Below are 23,314 nucleotides of genomic sequence, written 5' to 3'. Positions count from 1 at the left end.
GCGTTGGCGATCAGCCCAGCAGGTGGGCCACGCCGCTGCGCTCTTCTTCCAGCTCGGCCAGGGTCTTGTCGACGTACTTCTTGCTGAAGTCGTCGATCGGCAGATCCTTGACGATGGTGTAGGCGCCGTTCTCGGTGGTGACCGGGAAACCGAAGATCACGCCTTCCGGGATGCCGTAGGAGCCGTCGGACGGCACGCCCATCGTCACCCACTTGCCGTTGCTGCCCAGCACCCAGTCGCGCACGTGGTCGATGGCGGCATTGGCGGCCGAGGCGGCCGAGGACAGGCCGCGCGCTTCGATGATCGCCGCACCGCGCTTGCCCACGGTCGGGATGAAGGTGCCGGCATTCCATTCCTGGTCGTTGATCGCGTCGGCGATGGAGGCGCCGTCGGCGGTGGCGAAGCGGTAGTCCGGGTACATGGTCGGGCTGTGGTTGCCCCACACCACCAGCTTCTCGATGCCGCCGACCGGCTTGCCGAGCTTGAGCGACAGCTGGCTCAGCGCGCGGTTGTGGTCCAGGCGCAGCATGGCGGTGAAGTTCTTCGGGTTCAGGTCCGGCGCCGACTTCATGGCGATGTAGGCATTGGTATTGGCCGGGTTGCCCACCACCAGCACCTTGACGTCGCGCTTGGCCACCTTGTTCAGCGCCGCGCCCTGCGCGGTGAAGATCTTCGCGTTCTCCAGCAGCAGGTCCTTGCGCTCCATACCCGGGCCGCGCGGACGCGCGCCGACCAGCAGGGCGATGTCGGCGTCCTTGAACGCCACTTCGGCGTCGTCGGTGCCGACCATGCCGGCCAGCAGCGGGAACGCGCAGTCTTCCAGCTCCATCATCACGCCCTTCAGCGCGGCCTGGGCCTTCTCCATCGGCAGTTCCAGCAACTGCAGGATCACCGGCTGGTCCTTGCCCAGCATTTCGCCGGAGGCGATGCGGAACAGCAGGGCATAACCGATCTGGCCGGCGGCGCCGGTCACGGCAACACGAACGGGTGCTTTCATGGGGGATTCCTCTGCTAAGAAAGTGGGTGGGGTGGATCAGTAGACGCGATAGCCCAGCGGCTGCAGGTGCAGGTCCAGGGCGGCGGTGTCGTAGCCTTCGACCACGTGCTGGCCGATCACGGTGATCGGCACGCCTTCCAGGCCCAGCGCGGCGGCGGCCTGACGGCCGGGCTCCTGCTCCACGTCCAGGACCGTGTAGCGGACCTGGGCGCGGGCGAAATCGGCCTGTTGCCGGCGGCAGTAGCCGCACCAGTCGGCGGCAAGCATGACGATGCCGGCCTCGCCGGTCAGATGGCGCGGGTCGCCGGCGGCCAGTGCCGCCGACGGCGCCGTGGCCGCGCTGCGCCACCAGGCATGCACGCCGCCGCCGATGGCGAGCAGCAGCAGGCACAACACAAGGGGGCGCATCGTCATCGGCGGTCGGGTGCGGCAATCAATCGGGAAAATGGTAGCACGCAGGCTCCGCGCGCCCGGCCGCAGGACCGGTCGCGCGGACAGCGCCGGATCAGGCGTCGAGGGTGCGGTTCCACTCGGCGACGCGGTCGGCCTTGGCCGCCAGCACCGCGTCGGCGTCGCCTTCGATGGTGATCTTGTTGATCACGTCGCCCTGGGCGACGCTGTCGACCACGTCCAGGCCCTCGAGCACCTTGCCGAACACGGTGTGCTTGCCATCCAGCCACGGGGTGGCGGTGTGGGTGATGAAGAACTGGCTGCCGTTGGTGCTGGGGCCGGCGTTGGCCATGGACAGCACGCCGCGGTCGTGGCGCACGCCGTTGTTGGTCTCGTCTTCGAAGCGATAGCCCGGGCCGCCGCGGCCGGAGCCTTCCGGGCAACCGCCCTGGATCATGAAGTCGGCGATCACGCGGTGGAAGTTCAGCCCGTCGTAGAAGCCGCGCTTGGCCAGGTTCACGAAGTTGGCCACGGTCAGCGGGGCCTTGTCGGGATACAGCTCGATCTTGATCGGGCCGCGGGCGGTGTCGAAATGGGCGATCAGGGACATGGGATTCCTTGGAAACGGGGGCGTCATGAGGGGCGCATAGGATACACGTCGCCTTGTTCAGGCTTTGCCCGCGCCCGCCGCCGGCGCCTGAATGCCCCCGCCCGGCCCACCGCCGCCGGCCGCCGGCAGGCGTCACGGGATCCGGGTATACTAGGTGGCTTCCTTTCCTTCCTTCTGGCGCCGGCTGGCCCCCTTTCGCATGTCCATCGAAAATCTTCGCAATATCGCCATCGTCGCCCACGTCGACCACGGCAAGACCACCCTCGTCGACTGCCTGCTGAAGCAGTCCGGCACCCTGTCCGAGCGCACGGTGCTGGCCGAGCGCGTGATGGACAGCAACGACCAGGAAAAGGAACGCGGCATCACCATCCTGGCCAAGAACACCGCCATCACCTGGCAGGGCAACCGCATCAACATCGTCGACACCCCTGGACACGCCGACTTCGGCGGCGAGGTGGAGCGCGTGCTGTCGATGGTGGACACGGTGCTGATCCTGGTCGACGCGATGGACGGCCCGATGCCGCAGACCCGCTTCGTGACCCAGAAGGCGTTCGCGATGGGCTTCAAGCCGATCGTGGTGGTCAACAAGATCGACCGCCCCGGCGCGCGCCCGGACTGGGTGATCGACCAGGTGTTCGACCTGTTCGACAAGCTCGGCGCCACCAACGAGCAGCTCGACTTCCCGATCGTCTACACCTCGGCGCTGAACGGCTACGCCTCGCTGGACGACAGCGTGCGCGACGGCGACATGACCCCGCTGTACGAAGCGATCATGCAGCACGCGCCGAAGCCGGACGTGGACCCGGACGGTCCGTTCCAGATGCGCATCAGCCAGCTGGACTACAACAACTTCGTCGGCGTGATCGGCATCGGCCGCATCCAGCGCGGCGTGCTGAAGAAGAACATGCCGGTGGCGGTGATCGACCGCGAAGGCAAGAAGCGCCAGGGCAAGGTGCTGCAGGTGCTGGGCTTCCTGGGCCTGGAGCGCATCGAGCAGGACAGCGCGCAGGCCGGCGACATCGTCGCCATCTCCGGCATCCAGGAACTGACCATCTCCGACACCGTGTGCGCGCTGGAAGCCCCCGAGGCGCTGCCGCCGCTGACCGTGGACGAGCCGACCATCTCGATGACCTTCCAGGTCAACAACTCGCCGTTCGCCGGCAACAAGGACCTGTCCGGCGGCAAGTTCCTGACCAGCCGCCAGCTCAAGGACCGGCTGGAGCGCGAGACCGTGCACAACGTGGCGCTGAAGGTGCAGCAGCTGGAAGACGCCGACAAGTTCCTGGTCTCCGGCCGCGGCGAACTGCACCTGTCGGTGCTGATCGAGAACATGCGCCGCGAGGGCTTCGAGCTGGCCGTGTCGCGCCCGGAAGTCATCATCAAGGAGATCGACGGCAAGCTGATGGAGCCGGTCGAGCAGCTGGTGGTGGACATCGAGGAGCAGCACCAGGGCGGCGTGATGGAAAAGCTGGGCACCCGCAAGGGCCAGCTGAAGAACATGGAACCGGACGGCAAGGGCCGCGTGCGCCTGGACTACATGATCCCGGCGCGTGGCCTGATCGGCTTCCAGAACGAGTTCCGCACCCTGACCCAGGGCTCGGGCCTGCTGTTCCACGTGTTCGACCACTACGGCCCGAAGGAACAGGGCGCCATCGCCAAGCGCCAGAACGGCGTGATGATCGCCAACGCGCCGGGCGCCACCCCCGCCTACGCGCTGGGCCCGCTGGAAGAGCGTGGCCGCCTGTTTGCCGCCGAAGGCGACAACGTGTATGAAGGGCAGCTGGTCGGCATCCACTCCAAGGACAACGACCTGACCGTCAACGCGATCAAGACCAAGCCGCTGACCAACATGCGCGCCTCGGGCAAGGACGATGCGATCAAGCTGACCCCGGCGATCAAGTACACGCTGGAGCAGGCGCTGGACTTCATCGAGGACGACGAACTGGTCGAAGTCACCCCGAAGGAGATCCGCTTGCGCAAGAAGCACCTGACCGAAAACGAGCGCAAGCGCGCCGGTCGCGCGGGCTAAGGGATAGCGCACGCCCATGGCCGCCGACAAGGCGTACAACCCGGATCCGCACGCGCATCCGGGTCTGCACCTGATCGCACTGCTGGAGGCCGGCAAGGGCCTGCTCGCGGTGCTGGCGGCCACGGGGCTGGAATTGATGGGTCCGGCCCCGCTGCGCGCGGGGGTGGACAAGCTGATCGTGCGCTTCAGCCTGGACCCGGACCACGGCGCCCTGCCCTCGCTGCTGACCATGATCAGCCCCGGCGCGGTGCACCTGGCCGCCGCCGGCATGCTCGCCTACGGCGTGCTGCACATCATCGAGGCCTGGGGGCTGTGGCGCGCCAAGGCCTGGGCCTCGCTGCTGGGCTGCATCTCCGCGGCGATCTACCTGCCGTTCGACGTCTACGCGATCGTGCGCCACCCCGGCTGGGCGTCGTGGGCGGTGCTGGCGATCAATCTTGCCGTGGTCGGCATCCTCGCCCGCGACCTGGTGCGGCGCCGGCGGCATCCTCCTGCCTGATCCGCGCCGCATCCCTGTGACGGCGGCCATCACCGCGCCCTCGCCCAACGTACATCGTCCTGATGACCGGCCTCGCACACCACGAGGTCGGCGGACATGCCGTTTCGAAACCTTCCCATCTTGATCGACAGGACAGGTCAGCCGACAGAGGCGCGCCGGATGGATTTGTGATGTCATCCACGGGACTTCTGGGCGCAATCCCCGCAACGCGATCATTCCGCGAAATTGTCTACAGAATTGTCCAACCTGGTCGATTCTGACCACTGACTAGTTCCGGACACCCCGGAACGCGCGCCATCCCCAAGACCGATGGCGGAGATCAACACAGGGGAATCGACAATGCGAATCGCGAAAGCGATGGGTTGGAGTGTGGCGGCGTTGCTTTGCACTGGCCTGAGCGCCTGCGGCGGCGCCATCGATCACAAGTACAGCGCCACCTCGGCCGGCAAGCACGCGTCCACGGCGGCCACCACCGCGCCGCCAATGGCCGCCGCTCAGCGCGCGTCCCTGTTCGACGCGCAGGACAGCGGCGCACTGATCCAGTATACCAGCCACACCCCGACCGGACACGACGGCGCGTTCGCCCTGTATCCCATCACCGTCAGCGAGGCGCATGCCGTCAAGGCCAGCGTCGACGGCACGATGACGATACCGACGCCGGATGGCAAGAACCTGCAGATCACCTATCAGAGCCGACGCGATGCCAAGCGCGGCATCTGGACCTGGATCGGCCGGGTGGATGGCCAACCGGTCGGCAACGAGACGGTCATCAGTTTCGGCAAGGACGCGGTCTTCGGATCGCTGGGCACCATCGATGGCATGACCTACCAGCTCACCACCATCGAGGGGAAGCCTTACATCATGGCGGCCGCCAGCGCCGACCTGCATTCCGCCGGAAGCCACGCGGACGGGCGGCGCCTGGCCGATTCTGTCATCCAGCTCCGCGCCGGCGACACCGCCCAGGGCTATATCGCCGGGTACAGCAGCCTGGCGCAGGTCAACGCGCAGGCGGGCAGCACCTCGACCAATACGATCGACGTGCTGCTCGGCTATACGCCCGGCTATCGGGACTACCGCGGCGGCATCACGGCAATCGATACCGTGCTCACCAACATGGTGGAAACGGCGAACCAGTCCTTCGCCAACGCCAACATCAATGTGCGCTATCGCCTGGTCGGGACCGTACAGGTCAGTTACCCCGACAACACGTTGAACGACAATACCCTCGACGAACTCACGGGCGTCAGCCAGGCCACCGCCGCAGCGCTGGTGCCGCTGCATGATGCGCGCGACCGCCTCGGCGCCGACATGGTCGGCCTGGTGCGGCGCTTCAACAATTCGCAGCAGAGCTGCGGCGTCGCCTGGCAATCCGGCGGCACCGATTCGCGCTGGGGATACGCGGTGATCTCCGACGGCGTGGACGGCGGCTACTACTGCACCCGCGGCACCCTCGCCCACGAGTTCGGCCATCTGCTCGGCTCCGGCCACCAGCACGAAACCGGCCAGGAGCCCGGTTTCAATTTCGGCCACCGCAGCGACACCGGCAGCTTCCACACCACGATGGCCTACGCGGTCAATGGGCAGAGCGAGATCCTGGTGTACTCGTCGCCGGCGATCAGCACCTGCAACGGACAGCCCTGCGGCGTGCCGGACCAGGCCGACAACGCCCGCGCCTTCCTCACCACGGTCCCCAACGTCGTCCAGTACCGGCAGACCGTGGTGCCGCTGGATGATTCCAGTTCGCCCGGACAGATCATGGGCCCGTCCGGGAAATGTCTGGATGTCCGCGATGGCGCGACCGCCAATACTTCCGCCATCCAGGTCTGGAGTTGCAACGGGCTGCGCCAGCAGAAATGGGGACTCCAGGGGGGCACTCGCAGCCTGCGGAGTTACGGCACCGACAAAGTCCTCGACATCACCGGCGTCAGCCAGAGCAATGGTGCGCCGATCCAGCTCTACCAATCGCTGAACACCTCGAACCAGGGCTGGTACTTCACCAACGCCTCGCTCATCGCGACCGGCGGCAAGGTGCTGGACGTGGTATCGGCCAGATCGGACAACGGCGCCCCACTGCAACTGTGGGACAACCTCAGCGGCACCAACCAGCGCTGGTCGTTCAATCCCACAAGCGGCGAAATCCGGGTTTCCACTGGACGCTGCCTGGATGTGCCGGGATTCAGCACCACCCCGGGAACACCGGTGCAGATCTGGGATTGCAACGGCACCAAGAACCAGGCGTGGCAACTCGGCAAGAACGGCGCGATCGTGGGATATGGCGGCAACTGCCTGGAGGCAGCGAATGCCGCCCAGAATGGCACCGGCATCCGCATGGCTGCATGCACGGGGATGCCCGCGCAGGCATGGCGGATCCGCGGCCAGATCCGCAGCGAACTGCACGGCAAGTGCCTGGACGATTCTGCCGGCGGTACCCGCAACGGCGCGGGAGTGCAGATGTGGGAATGCCTCGGCAACGTCAACCAGCTCTGGGAAGTGCAGTCCAACTGACGCGCTTGCCCAGTCGTCGCTGCCGGCATGCTCAGCGCCGGCCGCGACCGCTCCCGTCCTAGCGCCCGGCGCAGCGGTTCACGCGGGATCGCGCTGCGCCGGAGCAGGCGCGGCCGGCGCCCCATCCTCGGCACCCGGCGAACGCATCGCCTCCGAATCGCTGGCGCGCACCGGCGGGTGCGATAGCCGCACCGGCTCCGGCGCCACTTCAGCGCGCAGCAGCGGCAAGGCGTAGGAATGCTCGCGCACCAGGAAATCCAGCATGCGTTCGCGCACGATGCAGCGCAGGTCGAAGGCATCGCCGGAGTTGCGGGCGCTGACCAGCAGGCGCACCTGGATCGTGCGTTCGCTGGTATCGGTCACCTGGGTCACGCAGACCCGGCCGTCCCACAGCGGCTCGCTCTTGCAGATCCGCTCCAGCTCGGCGCGCACCTGCGCGATCGGCGTGCGGTAGTCCAGCCACAGGAACGCGGTGCCGAGCAGGTCTGCGCTGTTGCGCGTCCAGTTCTGGAACGGGTTCTCGATGAACCAGGTCAGCGGCACCACCATGCGCCGCTCGTCCCAGATCCGCACCACCACGTAGGAACTGCCGATCTCCTCGATGCGACCCCACTCGCCTTCGACGATGACCACGTCGTCGAGCCGGATCGGCTGGGTCAGCGCGATCTGCAGGCCGGCGATCAGGTTGCCGAACACCGGCTTGGCGGCGATACCGGCGACCAGGCCGATGATGCCCGCCGAGGCCAGCAAGGTGGTGCCGATCTGCCGCACCGCCGGGAAGGTCAGCAGCACGATCGAGGTGCCCACCAGGATGATCGTACCCATCGCCACCCGCGCCAGCACCCGGGTCTGCGTCTGCACGCGGCGTGCGGTGAGGTTGTCCGCCACCTCGATCGGATGGCTGCGCAGGATCGCCGTTTCCAGCGCCGCCACGCCGCGCACCAGCAGCCAGGTCACGCAGCCGATCATGCCGATGTGCAGCAGGTGCTGCAGATCGGTCAGCGCCTTCTCGTCCAGCGGCGTGGATTCGAGCGCGAAGCTGAGCATCAGCATCGGCAGCAGGAAGGCGACCGGCACGCTGATCACGCGCACGATGCGCGCACGCCGGTAGTCGCGGCCGCGCATGCGCTGGGCGATGCGCAGCAACAGCCACCAGGCCAGGAAACCCAGAATCAGCGCGGCGCCGATCGGCACCGTATAGGCACGCCAGGGCACCCAGTGAAGATCGAGGGTCACGTTGCGCTCCTTTGTCGGGGGGAGGAGTCGCAACAGTCTGGCAGTGCAGGGATTAGCGCGATGTCGAGCACGCGCGCTGCGGCGCCAGGCTACGGCGGCCGCTTGGCATACAGGCGCGCGTGCAAGCGCGTCCGAAAAGTGGCGCATGCCGCTGGCGACGCAAAGCCGGCGCGAGGTATCGCACGCAGGCCAATGCCGCAGTCCTAAGGCCACTGCACGACGAGGCGCCCCACCTGCGACGGCGGCACGCGCCGCCGGCAACACCAAGCGACTACGCCAGCGGCGTGGCGACGTTGCGTCCGTTCTGCTTGCGCACGATCGCCATCGCGATCTCCAGCGACTGCTCGTAGTTCAGGCGCGGGTCGACGCTGGAACGGTAGGCCCGCTCCAGGTCGCGCTCGGTCAGTTCGCGCGCGCCGCCGGTGCACTCGGTGACGTCCTCGCCGGTCAGCTCCAGATGCACACCGCCCAGGCGGGTGCCGGCTGCGGCGTGGATGTCGAACGACTGCTCCACCTCGCCCAGGACGTTCTGGTAGCGCCGGGTCTTGTAGCCGTTGCTGGTGCTCTCGGTGTTTCCGTGCATCGCATCGCACACCCACAGCACGCGGCGGCCGTCGCGCTTCACCGCGTCCAGCAGCGGCGGCAGCTTCTCGGCGATCTGCGCCGCGCCCATGCGGTGGATGAAGGTCAGCCGGCCGGGCTCGTCTTCCGGATTGAGCACGTCGATCAGGCGCAGCAACTGGTCCGGCTGCGCCGACGGCCCGACCTTGATCGCGATCGGATTGCGGATGCCGCGGAAGTACTCCACATGCGCGCCGTCCAGCGCCGCGGTGCGCATGCCGATCCACGGATAGTGCGTGCTGAGGTTGAACCAGCCCCACTGCCGCGGCACCTCGCGGGTCAGCGCTTCCTCATAGGGCAGCAGCAAGGCCTCGTGCGAGGTGTAGAAATCGACGCGGTTGAGGTTGTACAGCTGCGCGCCGGACAGGGTCTCCATGAAGCGCACCGCATCGCCGATCGAGGACACCATCTTCTGGTAGTCCTCGGCCAGCGGCGAGCAGCCGACCCAGCTCAGGTTCCAGTACTCGGGATGGTGCAGGTCGGCGAAGCCGCCGTCGATCAGCGCGCGTACGAAGTTCATGGTCATCGCCGAACGCGAGTGCGCGGTGATCATGCGCCGCGGGTCCGGCACCCGCGCCTGCGCGGTGAACTCCGGGCCGTTGACCACGTCGCCGCGGTAGCTGGGCAGGGTCACGCCGTCGCGGGTCTCGGTATCGGCCGAGCGCGGCTTGGCGTACTGCCCGGCATAACGGCCGACCCGCACCACCGGCAGGCGCAGGCCGTGCACCAGCACCAGGCTCATCTGCAGCAGCACCTTGAGCCGGTTGGAGATGGTGCCGGATTCGCAATCGCTGAAGTTCTCCGCGCAATCGCCGCCCTGCAGCAAGAAGCGCTTGCCTTCCTGCGCCTCGGCCAGCTGCTTCTTCAGCGCGAAGATCTCCCAGGAGGTCACCAGCGGCGGCAACTGCCGCAGTTCCGTCAGCGCGGTCTCCAGCGCCTGCAGGTCCGGATACACCGGCATCTGCAGCGCCGGCCTGTCACGCCAACTGGCAGGTGACCAGGACGACGAGGCGGATGCGGACACGGCGGCGGCGGACAGATTCATGAAAGGACTCCTTGGCAGTGTGCGATGTTCGCAGAGCCTGGGCGCGCCGCATAGCGCCGCACGCCGGTCACGCTGGCAGCGCCAGGACATGAACGGCAAGCAACATCGCGATGCCACCATGACTTCCGGCCTACGCCGGCGTTTTTGCGAAAGCACACTGTTATTAAGTAACAATTCCTTTCCATTCGGTCCACCTCGCCATGACACCTCGCCCCCTCTCCTCCGCCATCGCCCTGATCCTCCTGGTCGCCCCCGGCCTCGCCCTCGCTGCGGATGCGGCCGCCGACAGCACCGCTGCCGCCGAGCCGACCGTCGATCTCGATCCGGTCACCGTCACCGCCAAGCTGGAAGCCGCGCGCAACGCACTGTCGCCGGACATCGGCAGCAGCCAGTACGCGATCAGCGCCGAGGACATCGCGCGCCTGCCGCTGGGAGCCTCCACCCCGCTCAACCAGGTGCTGCTGCAGGCGCCGGGCGTGGTCCAGGATTCCTATGGCGGCATCCATGTGCGCGGCGACCACGCCAACCTGCAGTACCGCATCAACGGCGTGATGATCCCCGAATCCATCTCCGGCTTCGGCCAGACCCTGGATCCGCGCACGATCAAGAACATCCGCCTGCTCGACGGCGCGCTGCCGGCGCAGTTCGGCGACCGCACCGCGGCGGTGGTCGACATCACCACCAAGAACGGCGTGGAACTGGGCAACGGCGGCAGCGTCGGCATCACCGGCGGCTCCTACGGCACGCTCAATCCCAACGCCTCGTGGTGGGGCAGCGACGGCCGCTTCAGCTGGTTCGCCAGCGGCAACTACCTGCAGAACCGCATCGGCATGGAGAACCCGACCGACAGCGACAACCCGATCCACGACAAGACCCACCAGGGCAAGGGCTTCGCCGACCTCAGCTACCTGCTGAACGAGAACACCCGGCTCAGCCTGCTGGTCGGCTACGCCAACAACCGCTTCCAGATCCCCAACAACCCGGGACAGACGCCGGCGTTCACCTACCAGGGCACCAGCACCTTCGATTCCTCTCAGCTCGACGAGAACCAGCGCGAGAACACCCGCTTCGGCACCCTGGTGCTGCAAGGCGCGCTCGGCGACACCAGCTACCAGCTGTCGGCCGGCCAGCGCTACAGCAGCGTCGCGTTCTCCCCGGACATCGCCGGCGACCTGATCTTCAACGGCATCGCCTCGCAGGTGGAGCGCGCCAACCGCGCCAGCACCCTGCAGGCCGACTTCTCCACGCCGTGGGGCAGCACCCACACCTTGCGCTATGGCGTGTACGGCAACTTCGAGCACGCCAACGCCAGCAACAACGCCTACGTGTTCCCGGCCAACGACGACGGCAGCCAGAGCAGCGACGTGCCGCTGTTCATCCCCGACGCCAGCCGCTTCCACGCCAGCACCTACGCGGTTTACCTACAGGACGAGTGGCAGCCGAGCGACGCCTGGACCATCAACTACGGCGTGCGCGGCGACCGCTACAAAGCGTTCGGCAGCACCGAGGGCCAGCTCAGCCCGCGCCTGGGCGTGGTCTGGCACGCCAGCGACAGCACCACCCTGCACGCCGGCTATGCGCGCTACTTCACCCCGCCGGCCACCGAGCTGATCTCCACCAGCGACATCGCCCTGTACGACGGCACCACCAACCAGCAGTCGGCGGCGGGCGGCCCGACCAAGCCGCTGAGCGAGCGCAGCGACTACTACGACCTGGGCATCTCGCAGATGGTCGGCGACCACCTGACCCTGGGCCTGGACACCTACTACCGCAAGGCCGATCGCCTGCAGGACGAAGGCCAGTTCGGCGCCGCCTACGTCTATTCCACCTTCAACTACCGCTACGGCCGCATCCGCGGCGCCGAGTTCAGCGCCGACTACAGCAACGGCCCGATCAACGCCTACTTCAACGCGGCCTACAGCAAGGCCATGGGCAAGCGGGTGATGACCAGCCTGTACAACTTCGACCCGGACGCACTGGCCTACGCCTACGACCACTGGATCCACCTGGACCACGACCAGAAGCTGACCTCCTCCGGCGGCATCAACTACGCCCTGGCCGACGACAGCCGCATCGGCGCCGACTACCTGTTCGGCAGCGGTCTGCGCACCGACGCCGACGGCGTGCCCAACGGTGGCGAGCTGCCGGCGTACTTCCAGCTCAACCTCAGCGCCGGCCACGACTTCGCCCTGGCCAGCAGCCACCCGCTGCACGCGCAGCTGGCGGTGCTCAACGTGCTCGACCGCCACTACCAGTTGCGCGACGGCGGCGGTATCGGCGTGTTCGCACCGCAGTGGGCGCCGCGTCGCGGCGTCTACCTGAGCCTGCAGCAGGATTTCTAAGCAAGCACGCTCGACCCGCCTGCGGCGTGCCATCCGGCGCGCCGCAGGCCCGCTCAGCAGGACGTGACGAGCCCGGCGTTGCCGCGGCCCGTCCGGCACCACAGCGAAGCCGCGCGCCGCGTCGTGGCCATGGCGTCGCCCCGCCCGAGGGAGGCGCCCCGCAGCCGCATCCCCGCGCCCGGACCGCCACGACGCGTTGCCACGTATTCGTCCAGGCAGGTCCCACGCATGCGTCGACATCTGTTCGCCGCCGCCCTTGCGGCCGCCCTCCTCTCCCTGGCCGCACCGCCGCCGGCGCACGCCGAACGCGTCACCGACTTCCGAATGCCGGTGGTCGTGCAAGGCGTCGACTACGATCTCGCCGCCCGCGTGTATCGACCGACAGGCCCCGGCCCGTTCCCGCTGATCGTCATCCATCACGGCACACCGGCGGACAAGCGCAAGCTCGCCGACACCCGGCTTGGTTTCGCCCACGCCGCGCGCTGGTTCGCCGCCCGCGGCTACATGGTGGTGCTGGCCTTACGGCCTGGCTACGGCAGTTCCAGCGGCACCTACCTGGAAGGCGCCGGCAACTGTCACGACGTCGATTTCGTCGTCGCCGGGCGCAAGATCGCCATGGCCGAGGCGGCGATCGTCGACGCCGCCGCACGCCTGCCCGGCGCGGACCCGCAGCGCATCGTCGTGGTCGGCCAGTCCGCCGGCGGCCTCGGTGCGGTGGCGCTGGCCGATGCGCCGCCACCCGGCGTGCGTGGCGTCATCAGCTTCGCCGGCGGGCGCGGCAGCAACGGCAAGGAGGTCATCTGCGCCGGCGAGGACCGCCTGGTCGAGGCGGAGAAGACGCTGGGCGCGGCGAATATGCTGCCGCAGCTGTGGCTGTACGCCGAGAACGATCACTTCTTCCGGCGCGACCTGGCGCACCGCATGTACGCCGCCTACCGCGCCGGCTCGACGCCGCCGGTGACCTTCGTCGACCTGCCGCCGTTCGGCGACGATGGCCACAAGACCTTCGCCCAGGCCGACCCGTCGGTCTGGGCCGGGCCGGTGGCCGCGTTCCTCGCGCAGGTGCTCCCGCAGGCTACAAGCACGACGGCGCTGCCACAGGCCAGCGCGGCGCACTGAGGCACAGGGGGAATTACGGATCGCCAGCGGCGAGCGGCCAACCGGCCGCTGCACGGATCGAATGGGCAACGTCAGTGCGCGATGACGACATGCGCCACGCGTCCCCTTTGCAGCCACCTCAGCCCACCTCAGCGCCCAGCGGCGCTGCCCAGCACCCTCAAAGCGGGCGCTCGGCACGCAGCAGTGGAACGGTCAGATCAGCGTGCGCCGACGACTCTTGAAGCCAGCATACAGCGCGAACATCGCCAGCAACAGGAAGCAGATCAGGCACCACATCGGCATCGACAGGCCGAGGAAGCGCCAGTCGATGTTGCCGCAGTCGCCGGTGCCGGTCAGCACCCGACGCAGCACCTCGAACGGCCCCATGGTCTCGCGCAGGAAGCTCAGCGGCGGGCCGCAGGACGCCATCGGGTCCGGAAACAACTGCACCGAGACGTGCTTGCTGGAGATGCCGGCGCCCACGAGCGCGGCAAGGAATGCCAGGACGCCATAGATCTTGCGCCCGCCGACGCTGCGCGGCCCGTGCAGGGCGCCGAGCAGGAACAGCACGCCCAGCGCCGCGAACGCGATGCGCTGGAAGATGCACAGCGGGCACGGCTCGATGCCCAGCTGCAGCTGCACGAAGATCGCATAGCCCAGCAGGCCGGCACAGATCAGAAAGCCGAGCAGGAACTGCGCACGGAAACCCCAACGTAACGGATTCATCGGACTCGAACTCGCATCGACGATTCGCGCATTATCCGCGATCGTGCGCTCCATCACCATGTGTCATGGCGCTGTCGTCCGCCCCCAGCCCGCGCTCTACCCATCCCCAATCCCGACTCCCCAATCCCCGCCCCAAAAACAAAAAGCCCGGACATGCCGGGCTTTTTGCTGCTGCAGGTGCGAACCGATTACTCGGCCACTTCCTCGGCCACGGCCGGGCGATCGACCAGCTCGACGTACGCCATCGGCGCGTTGTCGCCGGCGCGGAAGCCGCACTTGAGGATGCGCAGGTAGCCACCCGGGCGCGCCTGGTAGCGCGGGCCCAGCGTGGTGAACAGGGTGCCGACCGCTTCCTTGTCGCGCAGGCGGGCGAACGCCAGGCGGCGGTTGGCGACGTTGTCAACCTTGGCCAGGGTGATCAGCGGCTCGGCGACGCGGCGCAGTTCCTTGGCCTTCGGCAGGGTGGTCTTGATCAGCTCGTGCTTGATCAGCGACGCCGCCATGTTCTTGAACATCGCTTCGCGGTGGGCGCTGGTGCGGCTGAACTTGCGGCCGGATTTCTGGTGACGCATGGGTTGGGATTCCTATGGAAGAGTGTGACTGTTGGAGATCGCTGTCGCCGTCGTGGCGTTGAATGTGGACTGCGGATGGTCCGTGCCGGCCGTCCCTGACCGGGCGACGCCGCGGGCTTGGCGACCCGTCGACGTGGTGATGCGGATGAAGCGAACGACACGCGGCCGATGCCTTGCGGCACCGGCCGGATGCGCAATACTCAGCCGAGCATGCCGTGCTGGGCGACGCCGGCCGGCGGCCAGTTCTCCAGCTTCATGCCGAGCGACAGGCCACGCTGGGCCAGCACTTCCTTGATCTCGGTGAGCGACTTCTTGCCCAGGTTCGGGGTCTTGAGCAGCTCGACTTCGGTCTTCTGGATCAGATCGCCGATGTAGTAGATGCTCTCGGCCTTCAGGCAGTTGGCCGAACGCACGGTCAGTTCCAGATCGTCGATCGGACGCAGCAGCACCGGATCCACGCCGTTGCTGGCCGGCTTGGCCGCACCACGGTCGCGATGGGTGAAGTCGCCGAACACCGACAGCTGGTCGCTGAGGATGTCGGCGGCGGTGCGCACGGCTTCCTCGGCATCGATCGTGCCGTTGGTTTCGATGTCCAGGACCAGCTTGTCCAGGTCGGTGCGCTGCTCGACGCGGGCCGATTCGACCGCGTAGGCGACGCGGCGCACCGGCGAGAACGAGGCGTCCAGGACCAGGCGACCAATGGTGCGGGTCTCTTCGTCCGGACGGCGGCGCGCGGCGGCCGGCTGATAGCCGAAGCCACGCTCGATCTTCAGACGCATGTTGATCGCCGTGTCCTTGGTCAGGTGGCAGATCACGTGGTCGTTGTTGAGGATCTCGACGTTGTGGTCGGTCTTGATGTCGGCGGCAGTGACCGTGCCCGGACCCTGCTTGGACAGCGACAGCGTGGCGCTGTCACCGGTATGCATGCGGATGGCCACGTCCTTGAGGTTCAGCAGGACTTCCAGCACGTCCTCCTGCAGCCCTTCGACCGTGGTGTACTCGTGCAGCACGCCGTCGATCTCGACTTCGGTGATCGCGAAGCCGGGAATCGAGGACAGCAGCACGCGACGCAGGGCGTTGCCCAGCGTATGCCCATACCCGCGCTCCAAGGGCTCGATCACGACCTTGGCGCGGTTGTCGGTAAGGCGTTCGATCTGCGGCCCACGCGGGCGCAGAACCTGGTTGGCGGTAACCGTCATGTTGCGGGTTCTCCTGACGAGCCTCCGTGGACCGGAGGCTCTCCGATGTGATTACTTCGAATACAACTCGACGATCAGCGCTTCGTTGATGTCGGCAGGCAGGTCCGCACGGTCCGGCACGGCCTTGAAGATGCCGCTGAACTTCTTCGAATCGACCTCGACCCACGACGGGTTCAGGTCGTGCGTTTCGGCAACGGTCAGCGCTTCCTGCACGCGAAGCTGCTTCTGCGCCTTTTCCGACAGGGCGATCGCGTCGCCGGCCTTGACCTGGTACGAGGCCAGGTTCACCGACTTGCCGTTCACCAGCACGCCACGGTGCGACACCAGCTGGCGCGCGGCCGGACGGGTGACGGCAAAGCCCATGCGGTAGACGACGTTGTCCAGGCGGGTTTCCAGCAGCTGCAGCAGGTTCTCGCCGGTGTTGCCCTTCTTGGTCGAGGCCTTCTTGTAGTAGTTGCGGAACTGACGCTCCAGCAGACCGTAGATACGCTTGACCTTCTGCTTCTCGCGCAGCTGGGTGGCGTAGTCGGACAGCTTGCCCTTGCGGGCGGTCGCGCCGTGCTGGCCGGGCTTCTGCTCCAGCTTGCACTTGGAGTCCAGCGCACGCGCCGGGCTCTTGAGGGAAAGATCGGCGCCTTCGCGGCGCGCGAGCTTACAGGTAGGACCGATATAACGAGCCATTTGTTATCGCTCCTTTAGACGCGACGCTTCTTCGGCGGACGGCACCCGTTGTGCGGGATCGGCGTCACGTCGATGATGTTGGTGATCTTGTATCCGACGTTGTTCAACGAACGGACGGCGGACTCGCGACCCGGACCCGGGCCCTTGATGCGCACTTCCAGCGACTTCACGCCGTAGTCGAGCGCAGCGCGCCCGGCCTTCTCGGCGGCCACCTGCGCCGCGAACGGCGTGGACTTGCGCGAACCGCGGAAACCGGCGCCACCGGAGGTCGCCCAGGACAACGCATTGCCCTGACGGTCGGTGATGGTCACGATGGTGTTGTTGAACGAAGCGTGGACGTGGGCGACACCGTCGGTGACGACGCGCTTGATCTTCTTCTTGGTCTTTGCTGCTGCGGGCTTAGCCATGTCGGTCCCTTACTTCTTGATCGCCTTGCGCGGACCCTTGCGGGTGCGGGCGTTGGTACGGGTGCGCTGACCGCGCAGGGGCAGGCCACGACGGTGACGCAGGCCGCGGTAGCAGCCCAGGTCCATCAGTCGCTTGATGGCGATGCCGATTTCGCGACGCAGGTCGCCTTCGACGATGTACTTGCCGACTTCGAGACGCAGGCGCTCGATTTCCGGCTCGGACAGGTCGCGGATCTTGGTGGTCGAGGTCACGCCTGCGGCTTCGCAGACCTTCTTCGAACGGGTACGGCCGATGCCGTAGATGCTTTGCAACCCGACCCAGACGTGCTTCTGGGCTGGCAGGTTGACGCCTGCAATACGCGCCATGACGCGGTTCTCCAACTGAGTGATGGCCCGACGGCGCACCACGGCGCCATCCGGCAGGATGGATCAAAAAGTGAACTTGTAAGTCTAGCAAGGTCTCGGGTTACATGGAAGCCCGCGGAACCGCAAGGTTCCGCAAGCCCGGCATGGGGAGTGTGCCCATGCTCCGGCGCCGGACGTCGTTGGCGAGGCGATGTGTCCACCTTGCCGCCCGCGCTACTCCAGCGCAGGACCACCACGTCTCACCCGCGCACGAGACCGCTGCACGGGCCGCCCTTCAAGTCGGAAGACTGCGCCCGGGATCCGGGGGCGTCTTCGCGGAAGGATTCAAACAGTATAGCAATCAACCGCGGGCAAAACCGCCGCCGCGCGAGCCACCCTTGAGGTTGGCCTTCTTCAACAGGCTTTCGTACTGGTGCGACATCAGGTGCGCCTGGATCTGCGCGATGAAGTCCATCACCACCACGACCGCGATCAGCAGCGAGGTGCCGCCGAAGTGGAACGAGGTGCCGAGCTGGGCACGCATCACTTCCGGCAGCAGGCACACGATCACCAGGTATACGGAGCCGGCCGCGGTCAGGCGGGTCAGCACGCCGTCGACATAGTCGGCGGTGGCCTTGCCCGGCCGGATGCCCGGAATCAGCGCGCCGGACTTCTTCAGGTTGTCCGCGGTTTCCTGCGAGTTGAACACCAGCGCGGTATAGAAGAACGCGAAGCCGATGATCAGCGCGGCGAACACGATCATGTGCACCGGCTCGCCCGGGCCCAGCGCGTTGGCGATGCGCTGCAGCCACATACCGAAAGTGCTGTTGGAAGCGGCCTGGCCCGACCACATCGACAGCGTCGCCGGGAAGGCGAGGATGCTCGAGGCGAAGATCGGCGGAATCACGCCGGCCATGTTGAGCTTCAGCGGCAGGAACGAGGTCTGGTTCATGTACGCGTTGCGGCCGCCCTGGCGGCGCGCGTAGTTCACCGTGATCCGTCGCTGCCCGCGCTCGACGAACACCACGAACAGGGTGAAGGCGAGGATCGTCAGGATGATCAGCAGCAGCGAGATGAAGCTCATGTTGCCGTCGCGGTAGGCTTCCACGGTCTGGATCGCCGCCGCCGGCAGGCCGGCGACGATGCCGGCGAAGATGATCAGCGAGACGCCGTTGCCGATGCCGCGCTCGGTCACCTGCTCGCCGACCCACATCAGGAAGATGGTGCCGGCGGTCAACGCGATCACCGCGGTGAGCACGAAGCCCATGCCGGGGGCGTACACCACCGGCGCGCCGCCCGGTGCGGTCTGGTTCTGCAGCGCCAGAGCGATACTGCCGCCCTGCACCACCGCCAGCAGCACCGCGCCGATGCGCGAATACTGGGTGATCTTGCGCCGGCCCGACTCGCCTTCCTTCTGCATCGCCTTCAGCGACGGAAAGATGTGCGTGGCCAGCTGGATCACGATCGATGCCGAGATGTACGGCATCACGTTCAACGCGAAGATGCTGAAACGGTGCAGGGCGCCGCCCGAGAACATGTTGAACATGTCCACGATGCCGCCGCCCTGCGCCTGCATCAGCGCAAGCATGGCTTCGGGATTGACGCCCGGCACCGGCACGTAGCAGCCGATGCGATAGACGATCAATGCGCCGAGAACGAACAACAGGCGCTGGCGAAGTTCCGTGAACTTGCCGAGCCCGCCGCCGAGGTTACCCATGCCAGCCTGCGCCATCTGCGTGTTACTCCTGCACGCTGCCGCCGGCAGCTTCGATTGCCGCCTTGGCACCGGCGGTCGCCGCAACGCCCTTCAGCACGAACTTCTTAGTCAGTTCGCCCTTCAGGACCACCTTGGCCTTCTTCGCGGTGCTCGGGACCAGCTTCGCGGCGCGCAGCGCAGCGAAATCGATCTCGCCGGCCGGCAGGTTGTCGAGCTGGTAGGACAGCACTTCGGCGGTGTCCTTGGCCATCTTCGAACGGAAGCCGATCTTCGGCAGACGGCGCTGCATGGGGGTCTGGCCGCCTTCGAAGCCAGCCTTGATCTTGCCGCCGCCCTTGCGCGCGAACGAACCCTTATGGCCGCGGCCGGCGGTCTTGCCGAGGCCGGAACCGATGCCGCGACCGACGCGGGTGCGCTCGGTACGCGCGCCCGGCGCGGGCTTCAGATCATTCAGATGCAAAGTCATGGTCGATTACTCCTCAACCTGGACGAGGTACTGAACCTTGTTGATCAGGCCGCGCACTTGCGGGCTGTCCTTCAGTTCGCGCACATCGTTGAGCTTGTTCAGGCCCAGGGCACGCACCGACAGGCGGTGACGCGACTGGGTACCACGCAGGCCGCGCACCAGGCGCACCTTGACGGTCTTGGTGGATTCATTAGCCATGGGTCAGATCCTCCACCTTCTTGCCGCGCTTGGCCGCGATGCGGGCCGGCGACTGCATGTCTTCCAGGCCGCGCAGGGTGGCGCGCACCAGGTTGATCGGGTTGCGCGAACCGACGGCCTTGGCCAGCACGTTCTTCACGCCCACCGCTTCCAGCACGGCGCGCATGGCACCGCCGGCGATCACGCCGGTACCTTCCGAGGCCGGCATCATGAACACGCGCGCCGCGCCGTGGCCGGACTTCACCGGGTGCCACAGGGTGCCGTTGTTCAGATCGATGTTGAGCATGCCCTTGCGCGCATACTCCATCGACTTCTGGATCGCGACCGGCACTTCGCGCGCCTTGCCGTAACCGAAGCCGATCTTGCCGTTGCCGTCGCCGACCACGGTCAGCGCGGTGAAGGTGAACTGGCGACCGCCCTTGACCGTCTTGCTGACGCGGTTGACCGCGACCAGCTTCTCGATCATGCCGTCGTCGACTTTCTCTTCGCGGTTACGGTCGCGATCACGACCCCGCGGTGCACGCTGTTCTTCAGCCATTGTGATGTCCTTGATAGAGGAAAAGATTTACGGCTTCGTTGCCGCTTGTGGTTGTGGTCTGGAGCCGTGTTCCCCGGACGCGCGCAGAAGGCGCGCCAAGGTCCGATGCAGCCCGCATCGGCGGGACGGGCGCGGCATCGCCGCACCCGCAAGGATCAGAACTGCAGGCCGCCTTCGCGGGCGGCGTCGGCCAGCGCCTTGATGCGGCCGTGGTAGCGGTAGCCCGAGCGGTCGAACGCGACCTTCTCGACGCCCGCGGCCTTGGCGCGCTCGGCGATCAGCTTGCCCACCTTGGCGGCGGCGTCGCTGTTCTTGCCGTTCTTCAGGCCGTCCTTGACGTCGGCCTGCAGGGTGTTCGCCGCGGCGAGCACCTTGGAGCCGTCGGCGGTGAAGACCTGCGCGTACAGGTGCTGGCCGGTGCGCAGCACCGACAGGCGGGCGACGCCGAGCTCGCGGATGTGGGCGCGGGTCGACTTGGCGCGACGCAGGCGGGCGATGTTCTTGTTGATGGTCATGTCTGTGTCCTACGGAAGCTGAAGGAAGCGAGGCGTTCGTTCGGAAATCCGGCCCCGCAGGGCCGGAATCCTGATGGAAGCGCCGGGCTTAGGCCTTCTTGGCTTCCTTGCGAATGATGGCTTCACCGGCGTACTTCACACCCTTGCCCTTGTAGGGCTCCGGCGGACGGAAACCGCGGATCTTGGCGGCGACTTCGCCGACGCGCTGCTTGTCGGCACCCTGCACCAGGATCTCGGTCTGCGTCGGCGCGGTGAGGGTGATGCCCTCCGGCGCGACGAACACGATCGGGTGCGAGAAACCGAGCGCCAGGCTCAGGTCCTTGCCCTGCATCGTGGCGCGGTAACCGACGCCCACCAGCTCGAGCTTGCGCTCGAAGCCCGCGGACACGCCCTGCACCATGTTCGCCAGGATGGCGCGGACGGTGCCGGTGATGGCGATGTGCGACGGATCGTTCGCCGACAGCGTGGCGACACCGTTTTCCTGCTTGATTTCGACGCCGGCCGGCTTGGCCAGCGACAGGGTGCCCTTCGGGCCCTTGACGCTGAACTGATCGGCCTGGACGGTGAGTTCGACGCCCTTCGGGAGGGTGATCGGCTTCTTGGCTACGCGGGACATGTGAGTGCTCCTTCCCTTAGGCCACGAAGCACAGGACTTCGCCACCGACGCCGGCCTGACGGGCCTGCGCATCGGTCATGATGCCCTTGGACGTGGAAATGATGGCAACGCCCAGACCGCCGAGAACCTTCGGCAGCTCGGTCTTGCCGCGATACTGGCGCAGACCCGAACGCGACACGCGCTTGAGCGTATCGATGACCGGACGGCCCTCGAAATACTTCAGCACGATTTCCAGTTCGGACTTGTTGTTCTCGATCGCGTTGACGCGCAGATCGCTGATGTAGCCTTCGGCCTTCAGCACTTCGGCGATCGCAACCTTGATCTTGGAGGACGGCATCTTCACCGTCGGCTTGCCAACCGCGGCCGCATTCTTGATGCGGACCAGCAGGTCGGCGATGGGATCAGTCATGCTCATGGTGTCTACCTTTGAGTGCACCGATATCCGCTTTCGCGAAAATCTTGTGTGGTGGAGCGGTGGAATGACGCAGGGGGTGCAGCGCAATCGCCGGAGGAATCCGCGGCGGCTGCCATACCCGTCCCTGCCGCGAGGCAAGGAGCGGGAGTATACGACAAAAAGTCCGACTTGCGTCGGACTCGTTGTTTGAACGACAAGCGGGCGGCTAGACCGCCCTGCCCGGCCCCGCGAGCGGGACCGGCGCCGCTGGCATTACCAGCTGGCCTTGCGCAGGCCCGGAACGTCGCCGTTCATGGTCGCCTTGCGCAGCATGTTGCGGCCCAGGCCGAACTTGCCGTACACGCCACGCGGGCGGCCGGACAGTTCGCAACGGGTCCGCTGGCGGCTCGGCGACGAATCGCGCGGCAGCTTCTGCAGCTTGGTCACGGCCTCGGCCTTCTCGTCGTACGAGGCGGTGCCGGAGGCGATGATCTTCTTCAGCGCATCACGCTTGTCGGCGAACTTCTTCGCCAGCTTCTTGCGCTTGATGTCGCGGTTGACCATGGAGGTCTTTGCCATCTGTAAATCCTCGGGATTCGAGAGTGGGGATTGGAGATTTCCAGAACCCGGGATGTGACGGGCGCAACGCCCTTCCATCCCGGATCCCGAATCCCGAATCCCGGCTGTCAATCAGTTACGGAACGGGAACTTGAACGCTTCGAGCAGCGCCTTGGCTTCGGCGTCGGTCTTGGCGGTGGTGGTGATGGCGATATCCATACCGCGGATCGCGTCGACGGCGTCGAAGTCGATTTCCGGGAAGATGATCTGCTCCTTCACGCCCATGTTGAAGTTGCCGCGGCCGTCGAACGAACGCCCCGAGACACCACGGAAGTCGCGCACGCGCGGCAGCGAGATGTTGATCAGGCGGTCCAGGAACTCGTACATCTTGGCGCGACGCAGCGTGGTCTTGCAGCCGATCGGCCAACCATCACGGATCTTGAACGACGCCACCGAGATGCGCGACTTGGTCACCACCGGCTTCTGGCCGGAGACCTTGGCCATGTCGGCAACGGCGTTTTCCAGGATCTTCTTGTTCGTCGCCGCCTCGCCCACGCCCATGTTCAGCGTGACCTTGACCAGCTTCGGCACTTCCATCGGATTGGTGTAACCGAACTTCTTCATCAGAGCCGGTACCACTTCTTCCTTGTAGATCTTTTCGAGACGGGAAGTCATTGTGTCATTCCTCAGGCGTCGAGCGCCTCACCGCTGGAGCGGAACACACGCAGTTTGCGTCCATCCTCCAGCACCTTGAAGCCAACGCGGTCGCCCTTGCCCGTTGCCGGGTTGACGATCGCCACGTTGGAAATATGGATCGACGCTTCGCGCTCGACCACGCCGCCGGCGACGCCCGCCTGCGGGTTCGGCTTGGTGTGGCGCTTGACGATGTTCGCGTTGGAGACGACCACGCGGTCGCCGTCGACGCGGACGACTTCGCCCTGCTTGCCCTTGTCCTTGCCGGTGGTGACGACGACCTGGTCGCCCTTCTTGATACGGTTAGCCATGTGTAT

The 23,314-nt window shown here is 66.6% G+C and carries 26 protein-coding genes; 5 read left to right on the top strand and 21 right to left on the bottom strand.

Annotated elements, in window-relative coordinates:
- Positions 1 to 10 precede the first annotated feature (10 nt).
- From PIQ37_RS13775 to PIQ37_RS13765, 3 genes are all read right to left on the bottom strand, one after another.
- On the bottom strand, positions 11 to 997 hold the full coding sequence (locus PIQ37_RS13775) for a malate dehydrogenase (RefSeq protein ID WP_152182218.1): 987 nt from the start codon (positions 995 to 997) through the stop codon (positions 11 to 13).
- A gap of 36 nt (positions 998 to 1,033) precedes the next feature.
- Positions 1,034 to 1,411: a glutaredoxin family protein gene (locus PIQ37_RS13770; protein ID WP_342073879.1), complete on the bottom strand. Its 378-nt coding sequence runs from the start codon at positions 1,409 to 1,411 to the stop codon at positions 1,034 to 1,036.
- A 91-nt stretch (positions 1,412 to 1,502) separates the two neighbouring features.
- The gene (locus tag PIQ37_RS13765; protein WP_048490063.1) at positions 1,503 to 1,997 is read right to left on the bottom strand and encodes a peptidylprolyl isomerase; all 495 of its coding nucleotides are present in this window, start codon (positions 1,995 to 1,997) and stop codon (positions 1,503 to 1,505) included.
- Positions 1,998 to 2,196: 199 nt separating this feature from the next.
- Here PIQ37_RS13765 and typA point away from each other — a divergent pair, with 199 nt between their 5' ends.
- The 3 genes from typA (at position 2,197) to PIQ37_RS13750 (ending at position 7,030) form a co-directional block, all read left to right on the top strand.
- Complete coding sequence (gene typA, locus PIQ37_RS13760; protein WP_160959243.1) at positions 2,197 to 4,026, top strand: translational GTPase TypA; 1,830 nt, start codon at positions 2,197 to 2,199, stop codon at positions 4,024 to 4,026.
- A 16-nt stretch (positions 4,027 to 4,042) separates the two neighbouring features.
- Positions 4,043 to 4,525, top strand: a complete 483-nt coding sequence (locus tag PIQ37_RS13755) for a DUF2127 domain-containing protein (protein WP_295935130.1) — start codon at positions 4,043 to 4,045, stop codon at positions 4,523 to 4,525.
- Between the two features lie 309 nt (positions 4,526 to 4,834).
- The gene (locus PIQ37_RS13750) at positions 4,835 to 7,030 is read left to right on the top strand and encodes a ricin-type beta-trefoil lectin domain protein (protein ID WP_342073878.1); all 2,196 of its coding nucleotides are present in this window, start codon (positions 4,835 to 4,837) and stop codon (positions 7,028 to 7,030) included.
- Between the two features lie 78 nt (positions 7,031 to 7,108).
- Here PIQ37_RS13750 and PIQ37_RS13745 read toward each other — a convergent pair whose 3' ends face one another.
- Both PIQ37_RS13745 and PIQ37_RS13740 read right to left on the bottom strand, forming a co-directional pair.
- Positions 7,109 to 8,266 carry a mechanosensitive ion channel family protein gene (locus PIQ37_RS13745; protein ID WP_342073877.1) on the bottom strand — a complete coding sequence of 386 codons (1,158 nt, stop codon included), beginning with the start codon at positions 8,264 to 8,266 and terminating at the stop codon, positions 7,109 to 7,111.
- 271 nt (positions 8,267 to 8,537) lie between these two features.
- Positions 8,538 to 9,932 (bottom strand): class II 3-deoxy-7-phosphoheptulonate synthase, encoded by a 1,395-nt coding sequence (locus PIQ37_RS13740; protein WP_342073876.1) that lies wholly within the window; start codon positions 9,930 to 9,932, stop codon positions 8,538 to 8,540.
- A gap of 200 nt (positions 9,933 to 10,132) precedes the next feature.
- Here PIQ37_RS13740 and PIQ37_RS13735 point away from each other — a divergent pair, with 200 nt between their 5' ends.
- Both PIQ37_RS13735 and PIQ37_RS13730 read left to right on the top strand, forming a co-directional pair.
- Positions 10,133 to 12,274: a TonB-dependent receptor gene (locus tag PIQ37_RS13735; RefSeq protein WP_342073875.1), complete on the top strand. Its 2,142-nt coding sequence runs from the start codon at positions 10,133 to 10,135 to the stop codon at positions 12,272 to 12,274.
- Between the two features lie 228 nt (positions 12,275 to 12,502).
- Positions 12,503 to 13,393: an alpha/beta hydrolase family protein gene (locus PIQ37_RS13730; protein ID WP_342073874.1), complete on the top strand. Its 891-nt coding sequence runs from the start codon at positions 12,503 to 12,505 to the stop codon at positions 13,391 to 13,393.
- 192 nt (positions 13,394 to 13,585) lie between these two features.
- On the opposite strand, the gene PIQ37_RS13725 is transcribed toward PIQ37_RS13730, so the two are convergent.
- The 16 genes from PIQ37_RS13725 to rplX all read right to left on the bottom strand — a co-directional run bounded on the left by PIQ37_RS13725 (position 13,586) and on the right by rplX (position 23,308).
- The gene (locus tag PIQ37_RS13725; protein ID WP_342073873.1) at positions 13,586 to 14,098 is read right to left on the bottom strand and encodes a disulfide bond formation protein B; all 513 of its coding nucleotides are present in this window, start codon (positions 14,096 to 14,098) and stop codon (positions 13,586 to 13,588) included.
- A 188-nt stretch (positions 14,099 to 14,286) separates the two neighbouring features.
- Positions 14,287 to 14,670 (bottom strand): 50S ribosomal protein L17, encoded by a 384-nt coding sequence (gene rplQ, locus PIQ37_RS13720; RefSeq protein ID WP_010340456.1) that lies wholly within the window; start codon positions 14,668 to 14,670, stop codon positions 14,287 to 14,289.
- A 200-nt stretch (positions 14,671 to 14,870) separates the two neighbouring features.
- Positions 14,871 to 15,869 carry a DNA-directed RNA polymerase subunit alpha gene (locus PIQ37_RS13715; protein WP_010340455.1) on the bottom strand — a complete coding sequence of 333 codons (999 nt, stop codon included), beginning with the start codon at positions 15,867 to 15,869 and terminating at the stop codon, positions 14,871 to 14,873.
- A 51-nt stretch (positions 15,870 to 15,920) separates the two neighbouring features.
- Entirely contained in the window at positions 15,921 to 16,550 is a 630-nt protein-coding gene (rpsD, locus tag PIQ37_RS13710; protein WP_010340454.1) for a 30S ribosomal protein S4, read from the bottom strand.
- A 14-nt stretch (positions 16,551 to 16,564) separates the two neighbouring features.
- Entirely contained in the window at positions 16,565 to 16,957 is a 393-nt protein-coding gene (gene rpsK, locus PIQ37_RS13705) for a 30S ribosomal protein S11 (protein ID WP_003470632.1), read from the bottom strand.
- Positions 16,958 to 16,966: 9 nt separating this feature from the next.
- A complete protein-coding gene (gene rpsM, locus PIQ37_RS13700; protein ID WP_010340453.1) occupies positions 16,967 to 17,323 on the bottom strand; it encodes a 30S ribosomal protein S13 in 357 nt (118 codons plus the stop codon).
- A gap of 340 nt (positions 17,324 to 17,663) precedes the next feature.
- The gene (secY, locus tag PIQ37_RS13695; protein ID WP_295935124.1) at positions 17,664 to 19,034 is read right to left on the bottom strand and encodes a preprotein translocase subunit SecY; all 1,371 of its coding nucleotides are present in this window, start codon (positions 19,032 to 19,034) and stop codon (positions 17,664 to 17,666) included.
- Between the two features lie 7 nt (positions 19,035 to 19,041).
- Complete coding sequence (gene rplO, locus PIQ37_RS13690; RefSeq protein WP_010340451.1) at positions 19,042 to 19,485, bottom strand: 50S ribosomal protein L15; 444 nt, start codon at positions 19,483 to 19,485, stop codon at positions 19,042 to 19,044.
- Between the two features lie 6 nt (positions 19,486 to 19,491).
- Positions 19,492 to 19,683 (bottom strand): 50S ribosomal protein L30, encoded by a 192-nt coding sequence (gene rpmD, locus PIQ37_RS13685; RefSeq protein WP_010340450.1) that lies wholly within the window; start codon positions 19,681 to 19,683, stop codon positions 19,492 to 19,494.
- Positions 19,676 to 20,221, bottom strand: a complete 546-nt coding sequence (gene rpsE, locus PIQ37_RS13680) for a 30S ribosomal protein S5 (RefSeq protein ID WP_010340449.1) — start codon at positions 20,219 to 20,221, stop codon at positions 19,676 to 19,678. The genes rpmD and rpsE overlap by 8 nt, the downstream gene beginning before the upstream one ends.
- 155 nt (positions 20,222 to 20,376) lie before the next feature.
- Positions 20,377 to 20,736, bottom strand: a complete 360-nt coding sequence (gene rplR / locus PIQ37_RS13675) for a 50S ribosomal protein L18 (RefSeq protein ID WP_160967017.1) — start codon at positions 20,734 to 20,736, stop codon at positions 20,377 to 20,379.
- An 88-nt stretch (positions 20,737 to 20,824) separates the two neighbouring features.
- The gene (gene rplF, locus PIQ37_RS13670) at positions 20,825 to 21,352 is read right to left on the bottom strand and encodes a 50S ribosomal protein L6 (RefSeq protein ID WP_295935123.1); all 528 of its coding nucleotides are present in this window, start codon (positions 21,350 to 21,352) and stop codon (positions 20,825 to 20,827) included.
- A gap of 16 nt (positions 21,353 to 21,368) precedes the next feature.
- Positions 21,369 to 21,767, bottom strand: a complete 399-nt coding sequence (gene rpsH, locus PIQ37_RS13665; RefSeq protein ID WP_010340446.1) for a 30S ribosomal protein S8 — start codon at positions 21,765 to 21,767, stop codon at positions 21,369 to 21,371.
- Between the two features lie 252 nt (positions 21,768 to 22,019).
- A complete protein-coding gene (gene rpsN / locus PIQ37_RS13660; protein ID WP_010341607.1) occupies positions 22,020 to 22,325 on the bottom strand; it encodes a 30S ribosomal protein S14 in 306 nt (101 codons plus the stop codon).
- Positions 22,326 to 22,436: 111 nt separating this feature from the next.
- On the bottom strand, positions 22,437 to 22,979 hold the full coding sequence (gene rplE, locus PIQ37_RS13655; protein ID WP_010341606.1) for a 50S ribosomal protein L5: 543 nt from the start codon (positions 22,977 to 22,979) through the stop codon (positions 22,437 to 22,439).
- Between the two features lie 11 nt (positions 22,980 to 22,990).
- A complete protein-coding gene (rplX, locus tag PIQ37_RS13650) occupies positions 22,991 to 23,308 on the bottom strand; it encodes a 50S ribosomal protein L24 (protein WP_043093029.1) in 318 nt (105 codons plus the stop codon).
- Positions 23,309 to 23,314 lie beyond the last annotated feature (6 nt).

Origin of the sequence: Xanthomonas protegens, assembly GCF_038442435.1 — a bacterium.
Lineage (GTDB): Bacteria > Pseudomonadota > Gammaproteobacteria > Xanthomonadales > Xanthomonadaceae > Xanthomonas_A > Xanthomonas_A sontii.
This window is presented reverse-complemented; position numbering and strand designations above follow the sequence as displayed.